Below are 19,039 nucleotides of genomic sequence, written 5' to 3' on the forward strand. Positions count from 1 at the left end.
AAGATTAAGGATTCTCTTGCCGTGCGGAGCTTGCCGCACGGAGCTTGCAAGGCGGCCGCGCGTCGGCGGCGCTGGTGCGGTGGCGCCGCCTGCCGCAAGCTCGCCGCCTCGTTCCCAAGGATGATCGCCATGGATTATCGCCGCCTCGGCCGTTCCGGTCTCAAGGTCTCGCCGCTCTGCCTGGGCACGATGATGTTCGGTGGCGCGACGGAAGAGGCGGAATCTCGCCGGATCATCGATCACGCGCATCATGCCGGCATCAATTTCATCGACACGGCCGATGTCTACAATGACGGCCGCTCCGAGGAGGTCACTGGGCGCGCCATCGCCGCGCATCGCCATGACTGGGTGCTGGCGACCAAGGTGGCCAATGTCATGGGCTCCGGCCCCAATCGCGGCGGGCTTTCGCGGCGCTGGGTGATGCAGGCCTGCGAGGACAGCCTGCGCCGGCTCGGCACCGAGGTCATCGACATCTACTATCTGCACAAGGAAGACCACCAGACCCCGCTGGAGGAGACCGTCCACGCCATCGGCGACCTGGTGCGCCAGGGCAAGATCCGGCATTTCGGCATCTCGAACTACCGCTCCTGGCGGCTCGCCGAGATCTGCCGGCTCTGCGACGATCTCGGCATCGACCGGCCCGTCGTCAGCCAACCCTACTACAACGCGATGAACCGCATGCCCGAGGTCGAGCATCTGCCGGCCTGCGGCTATTACGGGCTCGGCGTTGCCTCCTATTCGCCGCTGGCGCGCGGCGTGCTCACCGCGAAATACGCGCCCGGCCAAGCGCCGGCGGAGGGCACGCGCGCCGGGCGCGGCGACAAGCGCATCCTCCAGGCCGAATGGCGCGAGGAGAGCCTCGTCATCGCGCAGACGATCAAGGAGCACGCGGCGAAGCGCGGGCTCAGCCCGATCCAGTTCGCGGTGCGCTGGGTGCTGAACAACACCCTCCTGACCGCGGCCATCGCCGGGCCGCGCACCTTCGAGCAGTGGCAGGCCTATCTGTCGGCGCTGGATGTCGATTTCACCGGGGAGGACGAGGCGCTGGTGGATTCGCTCGTGCCGCCCGGCCATCCCTCGACCCCGGGCTACAGCGACCCGGCCTATCCGCTGGAAGGGCGCGTCAGCCGGGTCTGACGAGGCTGCTCGCCTCCCGTCATTGCGAGGAGCGAAGCGACGAAGCAATCCAGAGGAGCTGCGTGCGACGTCCAGCCCTATCCCCTGGATTGCTTCGCTGCGCTCGCAATGACGGCTGCGGCAGACTCGTCGCTTCAATTCATCATGCAGAAGCCGCCGACGACGAGCTGGGTGCCGCACCAGGGTTTCCTGTCGTCACCGTTCGTGCTGAGCCGCAGCGGCACCGGGTCGTCTTGTTTCGCACTGGATGGCGGGAAGGGCACGCGCTGCGGCTGATCATTGGATGCTGCCTGCGTACGGCTTGCCGCGGCGGCGCCCGGAATGACGATGATGCCGCGGCTGACCTTGGCCGCTGGCGCGCTGCTGCGCCCGCCAAGGCGAAACCGTGCGGCCTCCGCCTGCAAGGGCAGGAGGGCGGCTGCGGCGACGAGGCAGGCGATGGCAGCGATGCGGCGCATGGGCGGTCTCCCGATCGCGGGCCAGCATGCCGCGATCTGCCGCAAGGGCAAGCAAAGCCTGGGATCAGCCTCAGCGAGGCGTTAACGGGATTGTCAGGCTGCAGCGCGTGGTCGCGTCAGGCTCTCCCATGCCGCCATGGCGCCTCGCACGATCGCTTCCAGCAACGGACGCGAAGCGCCGTCGCGGGCCTGGATCGACATGCCCTGCTGGACGGTGACGTAGTAGCTGGCGATCGCCTGGCGATCGAGCGAGGTGGGCAGCTCGCCTTCAGCGGTGGCGCGGCTCAATCGCTCCTCGATCATCGTGATGCTGCCGGCCCGCATCTCGCGCAGGATGCGGCTGGTTTCCTCGCCGACGCCAACCGCGTTGACAGCCGAGAGCACGACCATGCAGCCGGGCGGGCGGCCCGGCCGGGTGAAGGTCGCGGCGCTGGCCATGAGATAGCCCTCGATGGCCGCCCGCGCCGTTGGCGCATCGCTCAAGGGTGCGAGGATGTCGTCGCTCTCGGTCGCGGCAAAATGGCTGATGGCCTCGCGGTAGAGCTCTTCCTTGCTGCCGAATGCGGCGTAGAGGCTCGGTGAATTGATGCCCATCGCTTCGGTGAGGTCGCTCATCGAGGCCGCCTGATAGCCGCGCTCCCAGAACACGTCCATCGCGCGCTCCAGCGCGGCCTGCCGGTCGAAACTGCGTGGACGGCCCCGTTCGGCCATGCGCCGAGCTCCTCGAAATTTATTCTGTGACGTTCATTATATATTTCGCTTGACGGCTACCGGCAAGCGCGGCATCGATTGTGTATCGATCATCACAGAAATGGAGCTTGTCATGTCACGCCTTGCCGGAAAGCGCGCGCTCGTCACCGGCGGCAGCCGCGGAATCGGCGCCGCCATCGCTCGCAGGCTCGCCGCCGAGGGGGCCGATGTCGCGCTGACCTATGAACGCTCCGCCGACAAGGCGGCTGCGGTCGTCAGGGAGGTCGAGGCCCTCGGCCGCAAGGGTTTCGCCATCGCAGCCGACAGCGCCGACCCTGGGGCGGTGACGCGTGCGGTCGATGATGCCGTGAAGGCGCTCGGCGGCCTCGATATCCTCGTCAACAATGCCGGGATCTTCCGCGGTGGCCCGGTGGCCGACTGGAGCCTCGCCGATATCGACGCGACGCTGGCCGTCAATGTCCGCGCGGTGGTGCTGGCCTCGCAGGCCGCGGCGGCACATCTGGGCGAGGGCGGGCGGATCATCTCGACCGGCTCCTGCCTCGCCGATCGCGTCGTCGAGCCCAATGTCACGCTTTACGCGATGAGCAAGGCTGCGCTGATCGGCTTCACCAAGGGGCTGGCGCGCGATCTCGGCCCATGCGGCATCACGGTCAACATCGTCCATCCCGGCTCGACCGATACCGACATGAATCCGGCCCATGGCGAGCGGGCCGATGCCCAGCGGGCGCGCATGGCGATCCCGCGCTACGGCAAGCCGGAGGATATCGCCGGGCTCGTCGCCTATCTCGCCAGCGAGGAGGCACGCTTCATCACCGGTGCCGGCTTCGCCATCGATGGCGGCGTGAACACCTGACGGCGCCGGCTTAGTGCCCGGGCAGGACGATCACGGTGGGCGTCGCCGGCAAGGCCGCCTTGCTCACCGTGATCGACGACGTGTCGCGGCGCTCGACCGGCCAGAGCCCTTTGGTCCGGGACAGGAAGCGTTCGAGCGTGCCGCCGCCGAAGAAGTGCATCGGGATCATCACCCGCGCCTGCAGCGATTTCAGCACCTCCAGCATCCCCTCCTGATCGAGGGTATAGCTGCCGTCGACGGGGAAGAGCACGACATCGACGCGGCCGAGCGCCCGCAGATGGCCGGGTTCCAGCGGGTGGTGCAGGTGGCCGAGATGGGCGATGCAGAGATCGCCGATCTCGAAGACGAAGATCGAGTTGCCGTCATAGTCGGTGCCGCCATCATAGGTGCGGATATTGGTCGGCACGTTGCGCACGCGGACGTCGCCGAAGCTGACGTCGTGCTTCGCAGCGCCTTTTCCCTCCGGATCCCAGCCCCGCAGGATCAGCTTGATCGCCGGGTCGGGACGGTTGGAGTAGTGCGTCGAGTGCGCCTTGTTCATTGTGGCGATGTCGGGCGTCACTGGCGGGCGGACATAGTCGTTATAGTCGGTCGCGATCTTCACCCCGCCCGGCGTCTCGATCAGGAAGGTGGCGTGGCCGACGAAGGTGAGCCTTGCCTCGTCCTTCGCGAGCTGGACGCGCTGGATCGGCAGGCGATAGCTCGCCATCTCCGGACGGCAGCCGGGCTCGTTCGACTGGGCGCGGGCGTGGGCTGTCGCCAGCAGCGCGAAGGCGAGGGGCGCAAGCAGGCGCAACAGGATGGCGGGCAGGCTCACTGGCGGGCTCCAGCAGCATTCGGGCCAAATGAGTTCAGGTCACGGGAGCTTCCGGCAAAAGTCGTGCCGGGGGAAGGGGCCGCGCGCCGAGATGGCGGTTTCGTGACGGCGCTGGACAGAGCTTCTGCCTTCGGGCAATCGGGGCGTTCCATCTTCGCGAGGACGCCATGTCGGTCGCAAACCGCCTCAGATTCGTAGCTCTGCTGTTCCTGGCCGGCGGCCTCGTCGCGTTCTTCTATGTTTTCCGGATTTCCGGCTGGGAGCGGGTCGACGGCGGCGCGCGCTTCCTCATTCCCGACACGGACGGGAAGCAATTCGTGAAGGCGGAGATACTGCCCCTGCTCGGCCAGTATGGCGGCATCGCCATCGGCTTGAGCGTCGTGCTGCTGATCTTCGCGCAGATCGCCGCGATGCGCCAACGCCGCGCGACCGCGGAGGGAAGGCCGCAGCCTCAGCCGGCCAGGATGAGGCCGCTTCGCTTCATCGCGCTCGTCGTGCTCTCGACTGTGATCGGATGCGGCCTGACGATCGGCTATCGCTGGTACGACTATGTCGCCAATGCCGCGAGCCCCTATGACGAGATTGGCATCGACATCAACAGCCGCCTGCCCGAGCCCTTGCGCGCCTGGGGCTGCAGCCGCTTGAAAGAGCGGTTCGCGCGCGCAATCCCGCCCTATGGCTGCAGCGATGCCAGCGGGCGCGCCTGGCGCTGAGACCGCGAATATGCCTCGTGCCGGCCTGCTCGCGGTTGCGGGCTTTGGCCGCGCTCGCTACATAGCGGCCAGATTTCCCGACATCCCGTCGCCAAGCGTTTGAAAGCGGAGCCCGCTCGCCCCATGTCCCGTCAGTTCATCTACCATATGCGCGGCCTGTCCAAGACCTATCCGGGCGGCAAGCAGGTGCTGAAGGACATCCACCTGTCCTTCTACCCGGACGCCAAGATCGGCGTGCTCGGCGTCAATGGTGCCGGTAAGTCGACCCTGCTCAAGATCATGGCCGGGTTCGACAAGGAGTGGACCGGCGAGGCCTGGGTCGCGGAAGGCGCGCGCGTTGGCTACCTGCCGCAGGAGCCGAAGCTCGACGAGACGCTGAATGTCCGCGACAACATCATGCTCGGCGTCGCACCGCAGAAGGCGATCCTCGACCGCTACAACGAGCTCGCCATGAACTATTCGGACGAGACCGCCGACGAGATGACCAATCTCCAGGACGAGATCGAGGCGAAGGGGCTGTGGGATCTCGACTCCAAGGTCGATCAGGCGATGGACGCGCTGCGCTGCCCGCCGGACGACTGGGCCGTGGACAAGCTCTCGGGCGGCGAGCGTCGCCGCGTCGCGCTCTGCAAGCTGCTGCTGGAACAGCCGGAGCTCTTGCTGCTCGACGAGCCGACCAACCATCTCGACGCCGAGACCACTGCCTGGCTCGAAGGCCATCTGCGGAGCTATCCGGGCGCGATCCTGATCGTCACCCACGATCGCTACTTCCTCGACAACGTCACGAGCTGGATCCTCGAGCTCGATCGCGGCCAGGGCATCCCCTATGAGGGGAATTACTCGTCCTGGTCGGTGCAGAAGCAGAAGCGCCTCGCCCAGGAAGGCCGCGAGGACGTCTCGCGTCAGAAGACCCTGGAGCGCGAGCAGGAATGGATCTCGGCCTCGCCGAAAGCGCGCCAGGCCAAGAGCAAGGCCCGCATCCAGCGCTATGACGAGCTGGTGCAGAAGGCCTCGAACAAGGGGCCCGACACCGCCCAGATCATCATCCCGATCGCCGAGCGGCTGGGTAACAACGTCGTCGATTTCGAGGATCTGTCGAAGGGCTTCCAGGACAAGCTCCTGATCGACGGGCTCTCCTTCAAGCTGCCGCCGGGCGGCATCGTCGGAGTGATCGGCCCCAACGGCGCCGGCAAGACGACGCTGTTCAAGATGATCACCGGCGTCGAGAAGCCCGATGCCGGCACGATCAAGATCGGCGAGAGCGTCCAGCTCGGCTATGTCGATCAGAGCCGCGACTCGCTCGACGACAAGAAGAACGTCTGGGAGGAGATCTCGGGCGGCAACGACATCATCTATCTCGGCAAGAAAGAGATCAATTCGCGGGCCTATTGCTCGGCCTTCAACTTCAAGGGCGGTGACCAGCAGAAGAAGGTCGGCTCGCTCTCGGGCGGCGAGCGCAACCGCGTCCATCTCGCCAAGATGCTGAAGAGCGGCGCCAACGTCCTGCTGCTCGACGAGCCGACCAACGACCTCGACGTCGATACGCTGCGCGCGCTCGAAGAGGCGCTGGAGGATTACGCCGGCTGCGCCGTGATCATCAGCCACGATCGCTGGTTCCTCGACCGCATCGCGACCCACATCCTCGCCTTCGAGGGCGACAGCCATGTCGAGTGGTTCGAGGGCAACTTCGCCGAATACGAGGAGGACAAGCAGCGCCGCCTCGGCATCGACTCGACCATCCCGAAGCGCATCCAGTACAAGAAGTTCACGCGCTGAGCCTTCCGATTCGGAACTGAAAAAGCCCCGCGACAGCTCGTCTGTCGCGGGGCTTTTCCGTTTGCCGGCTGTGGCTCGTTCGCACGTCCCGCTGCATTATGCCGCAATGCCCGGCACGCTGCCCGGCCATGCCCCGATCATCGGTCACTTTAAGGTCGGCTTAAGGTAGGTCTCCTTACGACGAGGCGGAATCCAAAGCTTCGTCAGGCTTTGGATTCTCCAAGGTAAGTCTAGAGCCGGTTCAATTATTGAACGGCATCTTCTCTGCGTAACGCGAAGGTCGGCTATGAGCAGCGAGTATATCCAGGATATGGTTGAAAATCTGAAGGATGGCCGCCTGTCGCGGCGTTCCTTCATTCGGAAATTGGCGGCGGTCGGCATCACCGCCCCGATCGCGAGCCAGATTCTGGCCTGGAATGGCGTGGCGATGGCGAATGCCACGCTCGAATACAAGCCGACCAAGGCCGGTGGTGGTGGCCCGCTCAAGATGCTGCTCTGGCAGGCGCCGACCCTGCTGAACCCGCATTTCGCCTCGGGCACCAAGGACCAGATCGCCTCGCGCATCTTCTACGAGCCGCTGGCCGGCTGGGACAAGGAGGGCAATCTCTTCCCGCAACTCGCTGCCGAAGTTCCCAGCAAGGCCAATGGCGGCCTGTCCGAGGACGGCAAGACCGTGACCTGGAAGCTGAAGCCCGGCGTGAAGTGGCATGACGGCAAGCCGTTCACGGCCGACGACGTCGTCTTCACCTGGGAATACGCCGCCGACCCGGCGACCGCCGCCTATACCACCGGCGCCTATGCCAACATCAAGGTCGAGAAGGTCGACGATCTCACGGTCAAGGTGATCTTCAAGGAGCCGACCCCGTTCTGGGCCGATCCTTTTGTCGGCGTCGCCGGCATGATCATCCCGAAGCACCATTTCGGCGAGTACAAGGGCGCCAAGTCGCGCGAGGCCCCGGCCAACCTCAAGCCGGTCGGCACCGGCCCTTACAAGTTCGTCGAGTTCAAGCCGGGCGACATCATCCGGACCGAGCGCAACACCGAGTATCACGTCGCGAACCAGCCCTTCTTCGACACCTTCGAGGTCAAGGGCGGCGGTGACGCGGTCTCGGCGGCGCGCGCCGTGCTGCAGACCGGCGAATACGACTATGCTTGGGACTCGCTGGTCGAAGAGGATGTGCTCAAGCGCATGGAGACCGGTGGGCGCGGCAAGGTCAGCGTCGCGGTGGCCGGCGACATCGAGTTCATCACGCTGAACACGACCGATCCGTGGACCGAGGTCGACGGCGAGCGCTCGAGCAAGAAGACCAAGCACCCGACGCTGTCGGACCCGGCCGTGCGCCAAGCGATCAACCTGCTGATCGACCGCGACTCGATCCAGAAGTTCATCTATGGCCGCGCCGGCATCCCGACCGCGAGCTTCGTCAACCAGCCGAAGCAGTTCAAGTCGGAGAAGCTGAAATACGAGTTCAGCATCGCCAAGGCGAACCAGATCCTCGACGATGCCGGCTGGAAGAAGGGCTCCGACGGCATCCGCGAGAAGGATGGCAAGAAGCTCAAATACGTCTTCCAGACCTCGATCAACGCGCCGCGCCAGAAGGTCCAGGCGATCATCAAGCAGGCCTGCCAGAAGGCCGGTATCGAGCTCGAGCTGAAGTCGGTCACGGCCTCGGTGTTCTTCTCGTCGGACGTCGCCAACCCCGACACCTACACCAAGCTCTATACCGACATCGAGATGTACACCACGACGCAGCCGCAGCCTGATCCGGAGCGCTTCCTCAACCAGTTCACCTCCTGGGAAGTCGCCAGCAAGGAGAACAAGTGGCTGGGCCGCAACGTCTCGCGCTACACCGACCCGGAGGCCGACAAGGCCTATCGGGAGGCGCAGAAGGAGCTCGATCCGGCCAAGCGCGCAGCGCTGCTGATCAAGGTCAACGAGATCTTCTGCGAGGCCAATGTCATCCTGCCGGTCCTGTCGCGGACGAAGGTGGTCTCCGCTGCGCAGAACCTCGCGCATGACCACTCGGGCTGGGACGTCGATACCTGGAACCTGGGGGCCTGGTATCGCAGCTGAGCCATGAGCAACCCCTCGCCGGGAGCTTTCCGGCGAGGGGCCGCTCTAAAGACCTCCGATCCATCGCCATGCCCCATTGGGCGTGAAGCGGTGATCTCGCCATGCAAAGGCCCGGTGGATTTGATCCGCCGGGCCAGACCAGTTTCCGGGCCGGCGGTCTAACGAGATCCATGCGCCAGAGTGCAGAGCGCTGCCCGGTCAGCTGCAGATTTGGGCCTCGACCGATGCCATGGCGTCCCGATAGGAGCGGACATGGATGCCGTCATGGGTGCTGTCCGGCTTGGCGAAGCCCTCGGTTCCGTCGCGGGTGCCGGCGAAGGGGTCGATGAAGGTGCAGGCGTGGCGATCGCAGGCCCGCTTCAGCCTCTCGGACAGCGCGACCACCGCTGCCGGCTCGTAATATTTGATCATTCCGGGCTCCGCCGGGGGAACCGCGGCGACGAAGACCTTTGTGGACAGAGCGGCCGCGCTGGCGATCAGCCGGTCGGCATTGCGTTCGAAGGCGTCGAGGTATTTCGGCTGGGTCGGCTTGCGTTTGCGATGCAGATCGTTGGTGCCGATCAGGATGACGATGCTGCCGGGCTTCTTCGTAAAGGCGAATGTCGCCCAATGGCCGTTCATATCCGTCATCTTGGCGCCGCTGATGCCGGCATTGACGACATTGCGGCCGCAGAGGCGATGGGTCGCGTTGATCATCTCGGCATTGGAATCGCCCGCGATGAAGACATAGTCGGGATCGGCCTCGCCGATATGGGCGTTGATGACCGCGAGCCGGGCCAGTAGCGGGAAGTTCTCCGCCGGTTTGCGCAGCGCGAGATAGGTGCCGGCTGCCGCGGCGGCGATGAGAACGATGGCAAGGGCGACAAGGACGCGGCGGGAGCGGAGCCAGCCGGTGAAGGCAACCGGCCCTGGCAGGCGCGCGAGCAGGCTTGCTTCGGTCGCAAGGAGGCGGGGGCGTAGCTTCATGGCGTTCTTTTCGACGAGATGCCAGGAGAGGAAGGCGAGAGCGAAGGCCAGGCACCAGGAGATGGTGGCATTGGCCCACCAGGGCTGGCCCCCGGCGCCGAAAGTCGCGACCACGGCCTGCTGGATCGGGAAGCCGTAGAGGAACAGGCCGTAGGAATAGTCGCCCGACGAGACCAGCCAGCTGCGGCGCGGGCTGGTGAGCCCGAGGAAGGCGGTGAGATAGGCGCAGGGCAGGGCGATCAGGTAGTCGCCGCCGGGGACGCTCAGCCCCAGCAGCGTCGCGGCGAGGGCCAGCGCGAACAGCGCGTTGCTCCAGATGATCCGCTTCCGGAACAGATAGACGCCGATGCCATAGAGGAAGCAGAGGATCAGCACGGGGCCCGAAACGGTGACGCCCGGCTGGTGACGCCTGATCAGGACGTAGATGACGAAAATGACGGCGTGGACGATGAGGATCGTTGCAAGCGCGCGATCCTCCCGGCGCAACAGCCCCAGCGCGGTGATGCCGGCGATGATCAGGTAGCAGTACAGCTCCCAGGGCAGGGTCCAGAGCTGGCCGTTGACCAGTCCTGACCAGGGATTGCCCAGAAACACGCCCGGCAGGAGAAACTGGACGACGCCCAGGATGTTCAGGAAATACTGCCGGAAGAGCGGACTGCTAAAATACTCCGTCAGCGGCAGCGTCGTGAAGATCGCGCCGATGACGATGGCGGCGGCAAAGGTCTCCACGGCGAGCGCCGGCACCAGCCGGATCAGGCGCAGGCCGAGAAAGGAGATCAGCGACCGGCAGCGCTCGAGGCTGCCGGCGACGAGAAAGCCGCTGAGCGCGAAGAACATGGGCAGGATCAGCGCGACCGCCGGGCGCCATGCGCCGCCGAAGACACGCAGCGTCTCGCCGACGCCATAGGCCACGCCGACCGCATGGGTGACGATGACGAGGGTCGAGAGCAGCAAGCGCAGATAGTCGAAGCCGGCCGGCCGGTTGGCGGCGGCGGCCAGGCGCTCGGCGAAGGAGGGGCCGTTCAGCCGCCACCACCCCGTGCCCGCACCAGCGGACGCGGCCCGAGCGGCCGGCCCGGCCGCCTCGACCGATACATCGTCTTGCCGTCTCACGGCGCGTCTTCCCTGCCGGTCGATCAGTGCTTCGGCTTGCCGCCGACGAGGATGCTGGCGTCGACATCCTTGATGTCGCGCTTGCCGCAGAGCGCCATGGTGACGTCGAGCTCCTTGCGGATGATGTCGAGCGCGGCCGTCACGCCCTGCTCGCCCATCGCACCGAGCCCGTAGAGGAAGGCGCGGCCAATGAAGGTGCCCTTGGCGCCGAGCGCGACCGCCTTGAGCACGTCCTGGCCCGAGCGGATGCCGCCGTCGAACAGCACCTCGATGCGGTTGCCGACCTGCTCGACGATGCCGGGCAGGGCCTCGATCGAGGACAGCGCGCCATCGAGCTGGCGGCCGCCATGGTTCGAGACGATCAGGGCGTCGGCGCCGCTTTTCGCGGCCATCTCGGCGTCCTCGGGATCGAGGATGCCCTTCAGGATCAGCTTGCCGCCCCATTGCTCCTTGATCCACTGGACATCGTCCCAGTTCAGCTTCGGGTCGAACTGGCTGGCGGTCCAGGAGGAGAGCGAGGACATGTCGGCGACGCCGGTGACGTGGCCGACGATGTTGCCGAACTGCCGGCGCGGCGTGTCCAGTATCTTCAGGCACCAGCGCGGCTTGAAGGCGAGGTTGATGAGATTGGCCAGCGTCGGCTTCGGCGGGGCGGAGAGGCCGTTGCGGATGTCCTTGTGGCGCTGGCCGAGGATCTGCAGGTCCAGCGTCAGCACCAGGGCCGAGCAGCCGGCGGCCTTGGCGCGCTGGATCAGGCGCGAGATGAAGTCGCGGTCCTTCATCACATAGAGCTGGAACCAGAAGGGCGCGCTGGTGTGGTTCGCCACGTCCTCGATCGAGCAGATGCTCATGGTCGAGAGCGTGAAGGGCACGCCCGCCTTGGCGGCGGCCTTGGCGGCGAGGATCTCGCCGTCGGCGTGTTGCATGCCGGTGAGGCCGGTGGGAGCGAGCGCGACGGGCATCGCAACCGGCTGGCCGATCATCTCGCTGGCGAGCGATCGATCGGTCATATCGACGGCGACGCGCTGGCGCAGCTTGATCTTGGCGAAGTCGGCCTCGTTGGCGCGATAGGTGCCCTCGGTCCAGGCGCCGGAATCGGCGTAATCGTAGAACATGCGCGGCACGCGGCGCTTCGCCAGCAGGCGCAGATCTTCGATGGTCAGGGGCTGGGCCATGGTCGTTGCGGCTCCAAATTCCTCTCGGCATTGCCTTCGCGAAAACCGATTTTCGCCACGACAATGCCCTGGACAGTCGAGACCTGCTCGGTCGCACAGATGGCGGTGGCAGGCAACACTCCCGGAGCAGGCCGCTATGCCGCAGGCGACGGGGTCGGGGCAGTTGCAGGCAAAACGGAGCGGCTACATTCCGCAAAGTCAGGCTCCGGCCGGCAAGGCTCGGCGGGTGCCTTCTCGCTCGGGGTGGCGTGCGGTGACGGCCCTTTGGGGAGGCGGCATGGCATTCCCGCCTCGGGTGAAGGCGAATTCCATCCCGACGCTTCGTTCCCCATAGAGGTCAGTGGCGGGTGATCTTGGCGAAGTCTTAAATCACAACGTTTCGTCTGCCTTGCCTTTGGCCTCGACAAGGTCGAATTTTCGGTCAATTCTTTGTTGCCGGCTTGCGGATTGCGGTCCGAGGGCTGGTGGGCGCGGCTTCGAGGGATATGGCGATGGCGACCGGAACCGTTAAATGGTTCAATACCGAGAAAGGATACGGCTTCATTCAACCGGCGGACGGCGGCAAGGATGTGTTCGTGCACATCACTGCCGTAAAGGAAGCTGGCATGATGACGCTGACGGAAGGGCAGAAAATCGCGTTCGAGCTCAAGACGGAGCGCGGCAAGACTGCGGCAGGGGATCTGAAGCTCCTCTGAACCAACCGATCTCGTGACCTATGCGACCCGCCGCTCCGGTTGGAGCGGCGGAGAATTGTCCCATCGTCGATGGGCGCTGCCGTGAACAAGGTCGGCCTGCCCTGCGCGGCCGGGCGGTGGAGCCGTCAGTCAGGCAGATCCGGGGGCGCACCCCAGGCCATCCCCAATTCACCAGGCTCGGAAACCACAGCCGCGCTGCGCGAGACGTCCGGCGCAGGCGCGCCGCGGAACGTCGTCCTGTTTTCCGCACGATAATTCGCTTGCACGAACGACGCTTTTGACATAAAGATATCTTTATATCTTTTTTCGAGCGTGGGAGGTGTTTGCGTGCGACAGCCGACGGCATTGTCCTCCGATGTGCTTCTGGCAGGCCTGAGGGCGGCCGGCGAGGAGACGCGGCTGCGCATCATCGCGCTGCTCTCCGAGGGGGAGCTCTCGGTCTCCGATCTCACCGACATTCTCGGCCAGTCGCAGCCGCGCATCTCACGCCATCTCAAGCTCCTGGCCGAGGCCGGGCTGGTGCGGCGCTCGCGCGAGGGCGCCTGGGCCTTCTTCCGGCTCGACGAGACCGGGCCGGGCGGGGCCTTCGCCGCCTCGCTCGCCGCATGGCTCGATCTGAGCGATCCGGTGCTCGCCGCCGACCGTGAAAGGCTCGCCGCCGTCAGGGCGACGCGGGCCGAGGCCGCGCAAAGCTATTTCGCCAGCGTCGCGCGCGACTGGGACCGGTTGCGCGGCTTGCACGTGCCCGATCATGTCGTCGAGGCGGCGGTCGAGCGGGCGGTGGGCGAGGGCACGCCCGGCGCCATGCTCGATCTCGGCACCGGAACGGGGCGGATGCTGGAGCGGATCGCGCCGAAATTCGGCCGGGCCGTCGGCGTCGACGCGAACCATGCGATGCTGGCGGTGGCGCGCGCCAATCTGGAGCAGGCGGGGCTCTCGCGCGTCGAGCTCAGGCAGGGCGACATCTATGCGCTGCCCTTCGCGCGCGGCTCCTTCGATCTCGTCGTCGTCCATCAGGTGCTGCATTTCCTCGACGATCCCGGCCGGGCGGTGCGCGAGGCTGCGGCCATGCTGGCGCCGGGCGGTCGGTTGATCGTGGTCGATTTCGCCCCGCACGAGATGGAATTCCTGCGCAGCGAGCATGCGCATCGCCGGCTCGGCTTTTCGCGCCAGCAAATCGCGGGCTGGTTCACTGAGGCCGGGCTCGCCTGCGATCTCTCGCAGGAGGTGACGCTCGCCGATGGCGGCTCGGGCCAGCTCCCGGTCATGCTCTGGCGCGGGCGCGACCGGCGCGTCCAGGCCGATCCGCCGGCCCGCAAGATCAATCTCGAGGTTGCCTGATGAATGCCTTTCGCCCGAGCCGGCACGGTTCGCGCCGTCCGCGCGTCTCCTTCGAATTCTTCCCGCCGAAGTCGGAGGAGATGGAGGTTGCTCTCTGGGAGAGTGTGCGCCGGCTCGAGCCGCTCGGCCCCAGCTTCGTCTCCGTGACCTATGGCGCCGGTGGCTCGACCCGCGAGCGCACCCACGCCACGGTGAAGCGCATGGTCGAGGAGACCGCGCTGAAGCCGGCTGCGCATCTCACCTGCGTCTCGGCCTCGAAAGCGGAAGTGGACGAGGTGATCCGTTCCTATTGGGATGCCGGCGTGCGCCATGTCGTGGCGCTGCGTGGCGACCCGGCCGGCGGCCTCGGGACGACCTACGAGGCGCATCCGGAGGGCTATCACCAGACCTCCGATCTCGTGGCCGGCCTGAAGGCGATCGGCGATTTCGAGGTCACGGTCTCGGCCTATCCGGAGAAGCATCCGGAGGCCGCCTCGCTCGATGCCGACATCGATGCGCTGCAGAAGAAGGTCGATGCCGGCGCGACCCGGGCGATCACCCAGTTCTTCTTCGATAACGACGTCTATTTCCGCTATCTCGACAAGGTTCGCGCGCGCGGCATCGAGATCCCGATCCTGCCCGGCATCGTGCCGGTGCAGAACTTCAAGCAGACGGCGAGTTTCGCCCGCAAGACCGGCGCCAGCGTGCCGCAATGGCTGGCCGACCGTTTCGAGGGGCTGGAAGACGACGCCGCGACGCGCCGGCTGGTGGCGGCGGCCGTCTGCGCCGAGCAGGTGCTCGACCTGATCGACCGCGGCGTCACCGATTTGCATTTCTACACGATGAACAAGGCCGACCTCGTCTACGCCATCTGCCATCTCGTCGGCCTCAAGCCCGAGAAGCCGGCGGCGCAGGCCGTGGCGGCGGAGTAGACTGATGTCCGACTACAAGCCAGCTCCGGTCGATGGCGCCGAGATCGAGCGCTCGCTGCGCCAGGCCGCGCGGGAACGCATCCTCGTGCTCGATGGCGCGATGGGGACGCAGATCCAGGACCTCAAGCTTTCGGAAGCCGATTTCCGCGGCGAGCGCTTCAAGGGTTTCAACCACGACCTCAAGGGCAACAACGACATCATCGCCCTGACGCAGCCCGATGCGCTGCGCGACATCCATCTCGCCTATTTCCGGGCCGGTGCCGACATCGTCGAGACCAACACCTTCTCCGGCACCTCGATCGCCCAGGCCGATTACGGCATGGAGGCGCTGGTCTACGAGCTGAATGTCGAATGCGCCCGCATCGCCCGCGAGGCAGGGGCCATCGCGCAAAAGGAGGATGGCCGCCGCCGCTATGTCGCCGGCGCCATCGGCCCGACCAACCGCACGCTCTCGATCTCGCCGGACGTCAACAATCCCGGCTTCCGTGCCGTGACCTTCGATCAGGTCCGCGACGCCTATGCCGAGCAGGTGACGGGGCTGATCGATGGCGGCTCGGAACTGCTGCTGATCGAGACGATCTTCGACACGCTCAACGCCAAGGCCGCGATCGTCGCGATCGAGGAGGTGTTCCGGGCCAAGGGTATCCGCTTGCCGGTGATGATCTCCGGCACGATCACCGATCTTTCGGGCCGCACGCTGTCGGGCCAGACGGTCGAGGCCTTCTGGAACGCCGTGCGCCATGCCGCGCCGCTGACGGTCGGGCTCAACTGCGCGCTCGGCGCGCGAGAGATGCGGGCGCATATCAAGGACATGTCGCGCGTCGCGGACACGCTCGTCTGCGCCTATCCCAATGCCGGCCTGCCCAACGAATTCGGCCTTTATGACGAACGGCCCGAAGCCACGGCCAAGATGCTGGCCGAGTTCGCCGATGCCGGCTTCGTCAATGTCGTCGGCGGCTGTTGCGGCACCACCCCGGAGCATATCTGCGCCATCGCGGAGGCCGTCGCCGGCAAGGCGCCGCGCCAGATGCCGGAGGTGAAGCCCTATCTCAGGCTCGCGGGGCTCGAGCCCTTCACGCTCGACGAGACCATCCCCTTCGTCAATATCGGCGAGCGGACCAACGTCACCGGCTCGGCGAAGTTCAGGAAGCTCGTCACGGCCGGCGACTACGCGGCCGCGCTCGACGTGGCGCGCGACCAGGTCGCCAACGGTGCGCAGGTCATCGACATCAACATGGATGAGGGCCTGCTCGATTCCGAGAAGGCGATGACGGAGTTCTGCAACCTGATCGCCTCGGAGCCGGATATCAGCCGCGTTCCGATCATGGTCGATTCCTCGAAGTTCCATGTCATCGAGGCCGGGCTGAAGACGATCCAGGGCAAGCCGATCGTCAACTCGATCTCGATGAAGGAGGGCGAGGCGGCCTTCCTCGAACATGCCCGTATCTGCCGCAACTACGGCGCGGCCGTCGTCGTCATGGCCTTCGACGAGGCCGGCCAGGCCGACACCTATGCCCGCAAGATCGAGATCTGCACGCGCGCCTACAAGCTCCTGACTGAGGAGATCGGCTTCCCGCCCGAGGACATCATCTTCGACCCGAACATCTTCGCGGTGGCGACGGGCATCGAGGAGCATGACAATTACGGCAACGATTTCATCGAGGCCACGAAGACGATCCGCGAGACCCTGCCGCATGCCCATGTCTCGGGCGGTGTCTCCAACCTGTCCTTCTCGTTCCGCGGCAATGAGAAGGTCCGGGAGGCGATGCACTCGGTCTTCCTGTACCACTGCATCAAGGTCGGCATGGATATGGGCATCGTCAATGCGGGCCAGCTCGGCTCCTATGACGATCTCGACCCCGAACTGCGCGAGCTCTGCGAGGATGTCGTCCTCAACCGCCGCAAGGATGCGACCGAGCGGCTGCTTGAGGCGGCGCCGCGCTTCAAGGGCGATGGTTCGGTCGCGACGTCCGGCAAGGACCTGGCCTGGCGGGAGCTGCCGGTCGAGAAGCGGCTTGAGCATGCGCTGGTCGCCGGCATCACCGAATTCATCGATATCGACACGGAAGAGGCGCGGCTGAAGGCCGAGAAGCCGCTCCATGTCATCGAAGGGCCGCTGATGGCCGGTATGAACGTGGTCGGCGACCTGTTCGGCGCCGGCAAGATGTTCCTGCCGCAGGTGGTGAAGTCGGCCCGCGTGATGAAGCAGGCCGTCGCCTATCTCATGCCCTATATGGAGGAGGAGAAGCGCCTGAATGGCGGAGGCGAACGCTCGGCCGCCGGCAAGGTGCTGATGGCGACGGTTAAGGGCGATGTCCACGATATCGGCAAGAACATCGTCGGCGTCGTGCTCCAGTGCAATAATTACGAGGTCATCGACCTCGGCGTGATGGTGCCGACGCAGAAGATCCTCGACACGGCACGCAAGGAAAACGTCGATATCATCGGGCTCTCCGGCCTGATCACGCCCTCGCTCGACGAGATGGTGACCGTCGCCTCCGAGATGGAGCGGGAGGGCTTCGAGATTCCGCTGCTGATTGGCGGGGCGACGACGAGCCGCGTCCATACGGCGGTGAAGATCCATCCGGCCTATGAGAAGGGCCAGACGGTCTATGTTACCGACGCGTCGCGCGCTGTCGGCGTGGTCTCGACCCTGCTCTCGCAGGAGCAGAAGCCGGCCTATGTCGACGGCATCAAGGCCGAATACGCCAAGGTTGCCGCCGCCCATCGCCGTTCGGAGGCCGACAAGCAGCGCCTGCCGCTGGCCAAGGCGCGCGCCAATCCCTTCAAGACGGATTGGGCGAGCTATGTCCCGCCGAAGCCGAGCTTCCTGGGCACGCGGACCTTCCGCACCTATGACATCGCCGATCTCGTGCCGGTGATCGACTGGACGCCGTTCTTCCAGACCTGGGAGCTGAAGGGTCGCTTCCCGGCGATCCTGCAGGACGAGAAGCAGGGCGAGGCGGCGCGCGCGCTCTGGGACGATGCGCAGGCAATGCTGAAGCGCATCGTCGAGGAGCGCTGGTTCAACCCGAAGGCGGTCATCGGCTTCTGGCCGGCGAACGCCGTCGGCGACGATATCCGCCTCTATACCGGCGAGAGCCGACAGGAGCCGCTCGCGACCTTCCACGGCCTGCGCCAGCAGCTTTCGAAGCGCGACGGCAAGCCGAATATGTGCATCTCCGACTTCGTCGCGCCGGAAGGCGGGGCTCCCGATTATATCGGCGCCTTTGTCGTCACATCGGGCGCGGAGGAGGAACGCATCTCCGAGAAGTTCGCCCGCGACAATGACGACTACCGTTCGATCATGGTCAAGGCGCTGGCGGATCGCTTCGCGGAAGCCTTCGCCGAGCGCATGCATCAGCTCGTGCGCAAGGAGTTCTGGGGCTATGCGCCGGATGAGGCCTTCTCCAACGAGGATCTGATCCGCGAGGAATATCAGGGCATCCGTCCCGCGCCGGGCTATCCGGCCCAGCCCGACCATACGGAGAAGGCGACGCTGTTCGAGCTGCTGCAGGCGGAGCGGCGCGTCGGCGTGAAGCTAACCGAGAGCTATGCGATGTGGCCCGGCTCCTCGGTCTCGGGCCTCTATCTCTCGCACCCAGAGTCCTATTATTTCGGCGTCGCCAAGGTCGAGCGCGACCAGGTCGAGGACTATGCCAAGCGCAAGGGCATGAGCATCGAACAGGTCGAGCGCTGGCTGGCGCCGATCCTGAACTACGACGCCACCGCCTATCGGTTGCAGGCGGCGGAGTAAGCAGCAGGTGTCATGCCCGGGCTCGACCCGGGTTCTCCTGCCGGAGGCCAAGCCCGGCGTCCCTTCCTGAACGAGAGTCTCGGCTCTGCGCTTCGCTGCGTCCGGGAATGACGCCGCGGATGCCGATTATACAGATCCGGCGTGTTGAATTATCGGACCGGCTCGTTTAACCCGCGCCGGTCGGGAGTTGCCCGGCGGCAAGCCGGGCGGAGTGACCATGGCCGACGATAACGACGACTACGTCTACGACGAGGCGACGGGCGAGTGGCGCCCGGCTTCGGAGGTGGCGGCTGCTGCTGCCGCGAGCGCACGCGTCGAGGTCCGCGACGCCGCCGGCAATGTGCTGGCCGACGGCGATTCCGTCGTTCTGATCAAGGATCTCAAGGTGAAAGGCGCCGGCCAGACCCTTAAGCAGGGGACGGTGATCCGCTCGATTCGCCTGACTGATGATCCCGACGAGATCGATTGCCGCCACGATGCCATCAAGGGACTCGTGCTGCGCACCGAGTTCGTGCGCAAGCGCTGAGGCGCCGGCGACCGGC

General features: G+C 65.8%; 15 protein-coding genes. 10 read left to right on the forward strand and 5 right to left on the reverse strand.

The genetic code is table 11. From position 1 onward, the window contains the following. Positions 1–129: 129 nt before the first annotated feature. On the forward strand, positions 130–1,137 hold the full coding sequence (locus GGC47_RS06750) for an aldo/keto reductase (protein WP_142021783.1): 1,008 nt from the start codon (positions 130–132) through the stop codon (positions 1,135–1,137). Positions 1,138–1,271: 134 nt separating this feature from the next. On the opposite strand, the gene GGC47_RS06755 is transcribed toward GGC47_RS06750, so the two are convergent. Then, positions 1,272–1,595: a hypothetical protein gene (locus GGC47_RS06755; RefSeq protein ID WP_142021784.1), complete on the reverse strand. Its 324-nt coding sequence runs from the start codon at positions 1,593–1,595 to the stop codon at positions 1,272–1,274. Between the two features lie 93 nt (positions 1,596–1,688). Next, positions 1,689–2,306: a TetR/AcrR family transcriptional regulator gene (locus GGC47_RS06760; RefSeq protein WP_142021785.1), complete on the reverse strand. Its 618-nt coding sequence runs from the start codon at positions 2,304–2,306 to the stop codon at positions 1,689–1,691. A 112-nt stretch (positions 2,307–2,418) separates the two neighbouring features. On the opposite strand from GGC47_RS06760, the gene GGC47_RS06765 reads away from it, so the two are divergent. Next, positions 2,419–3,159, forward strand: coding sequence for an SDR family NAD(P)-dependent oxidoreductase (locus GGC47_RS06765; protein WP_142021786.1), 741 nt, complete (start codon positions 2,419–2,421; stop codon positions 3,157–3,159). Positions 3,160–3,169: 10 nt separating this feature from the next. Here the strand turns inward: GGC47_RS06765 and GGC47_RS06770 are convergent, their stop codons facing one another. After that, positions 3,170–3,976 (reverse strand): MBL fold metallo-hydrolase, encoded by an 807-nt coding sequence (locus GGC47_RS06770; RefSeq protein ID WP_370954350.1) that lies wholly within the window; start codon positions 3,974–3,976, stop codon positions 3,170–3,172. Positions 3,977–4,143: 167 nt separating this feature from the next. On the opposite strand from GGC47_RS06770, the gene GGC47_RS06775 reads away from it, so the two are divergent. The 3 genes from GGC47_RS06775 to GGC47_RS06785 all read left to right on the forward strand — a co-directional run bounded on the left by GGC47_RS06775 (position 4,144) and on the right by GGC47_RS06785 (position 8,539). After that, a complete protein-coding gene (locus GGC47_RS06775) occupies positions 4,144–4,689 on the forward strand; it encodes a hypothetical protein (RefSeq protein ID WP_248311086.1) in 546 nt (181 codons plus the stop codon). A gap of 123 nt (positions 4,690–4,812) precedes the next feature. Beyond that, positions 4,813–6,465, forward strand: coding sequence for an energy-dependent translational throttle protein EttA (ettA, locus tag GGC47_RS06780; RefSeq protein ID WP_038358914.1), 1,653 nt, complete (start codon positions 4,813–4,815; stop codon positions 6,463–6,465). A 286-nt stretch (positions 6,466–6,751) separates the two neighbouring features. Then, positions 6,752–8,539: a peptide ABC transporter substrate-binding protein gene (locus GGC47_RS06785; protein WP_112763949.1), complete on the forward strand. Its 1,788-nt coding sequence runs from the start codon at positions 6,752–6,754 to the stop codon at positions 8,537–8,539. Between the two features lie 198 nt (positions 8,540–8,737). Here the strand turns inward: GGC47_RS06785 and GGC47_RS06790 are convergent, their stop codons facing one another. Both GGC47_RS06790 and GGC47_RS06795 read right to left on the reverse strand, forming a co-directional pair. Further along, positions 8,738–10,618, reverse strand: coding sequence for an SGNH/GDSL hydrolase family protein (locus tag GGC47_RS06790; protein WP_185747936.1), 1,881 nt, complete (start codon positions 10,616–10,618; stop codon positions 8,738–8,740). Positions 10,619–10,641: 23 nt separating this feature from the next. After that, positions 10,642–11,793: an alpha-hydroxy acid oxidase gene (locus tag GGC47_RS06795; RefSeq protein WP_429067431.1), complete on the reverse strand. Its 1,152-nt coding sequence runs from the start codon at positions 11,791–11,793 to the stop codon at positions 10,642–10,644. A 491-nt stretch (positions 11,794–12,284) separates the two neighbouring features. Here GGC47_RS06795 and GGC47_RS06800 point away from each other — a divergent pair, with 491 nt between their 5' ends. The 5 genes from GGC47_RS06800 (at position 12,285) to GGC47_RS06820 (ending at position 19,023) form a co-directional block, all read left to right on the forward strand. Next, positions 12,285–12,488, forward strand: coding sequence for a cold-shock protein (locus GGC47_RS06800; protein ID WP_038358911.1), 204 nt, complete (start codon positions 12,285–12,287; stop codon positions 12,486–12,488). Positions 12,489–12,815: 327 nt separating this feature from the next. Further along, entirely contained in the window at positions 12,816–13,829 is a 1,014-nt protein-coding gene (locus tag GGC47_RS06805; protein WP_038358909.1) for an ArsR/SmtB family transcription factor, read from the forward strand. Continuing rightward, positions 13,829–14,740, forward strand: coding sequence for a methylenetetrahydrofolate reductase [NAD(P)H] (gene metF, locus GGC47_RS06810; RefSeq protein WP_113252494.1), 912 nt, complete (start codon positions 13,829–13,831; stop codon positions 14,738–14,740). Before GGC47_RS06805 ends, metF begins: the two co-directional genes overlap by 1 nt. Positions 14,741–14,744: 4 nt before the next feature. Then, complete coding sequence (gene metH / locus GGC47_RS06815) at positions 14,745–18,497, forward strand: methionine synthase (protein ID WP_142021788.1); 3,753 nt, start codon at positions 14,745–14,747, stop codon at positions 18,495–18,497. Between the two features lie 217 nt (positions 18,498–18,714). Then, the gene (locus tag GGC47_RS06820) at positions 18,715–19,023 is read left to right on the forward strand and encodes an alkylphosphonate utilization protein (protein WP_038358901.1); all 309 of its coding nucleotides are present in this window, start codon (positions 18,715–18,717) and stop codon (positions 19,021–19,023) included. Positions 19,024–19,039: the final 16 nt, after the last annotated feature.

Origin of the sequence: Allobosea sp. OAE752 (genome assembly GCF_050433265.1) — a bacterium.
GTDB lineage: Bacteria > Pseudomonadota > Alphaproteobacteria > Rhizobiales > Beijerinckiaceae > Allobosea > Allobosea spartocytisi.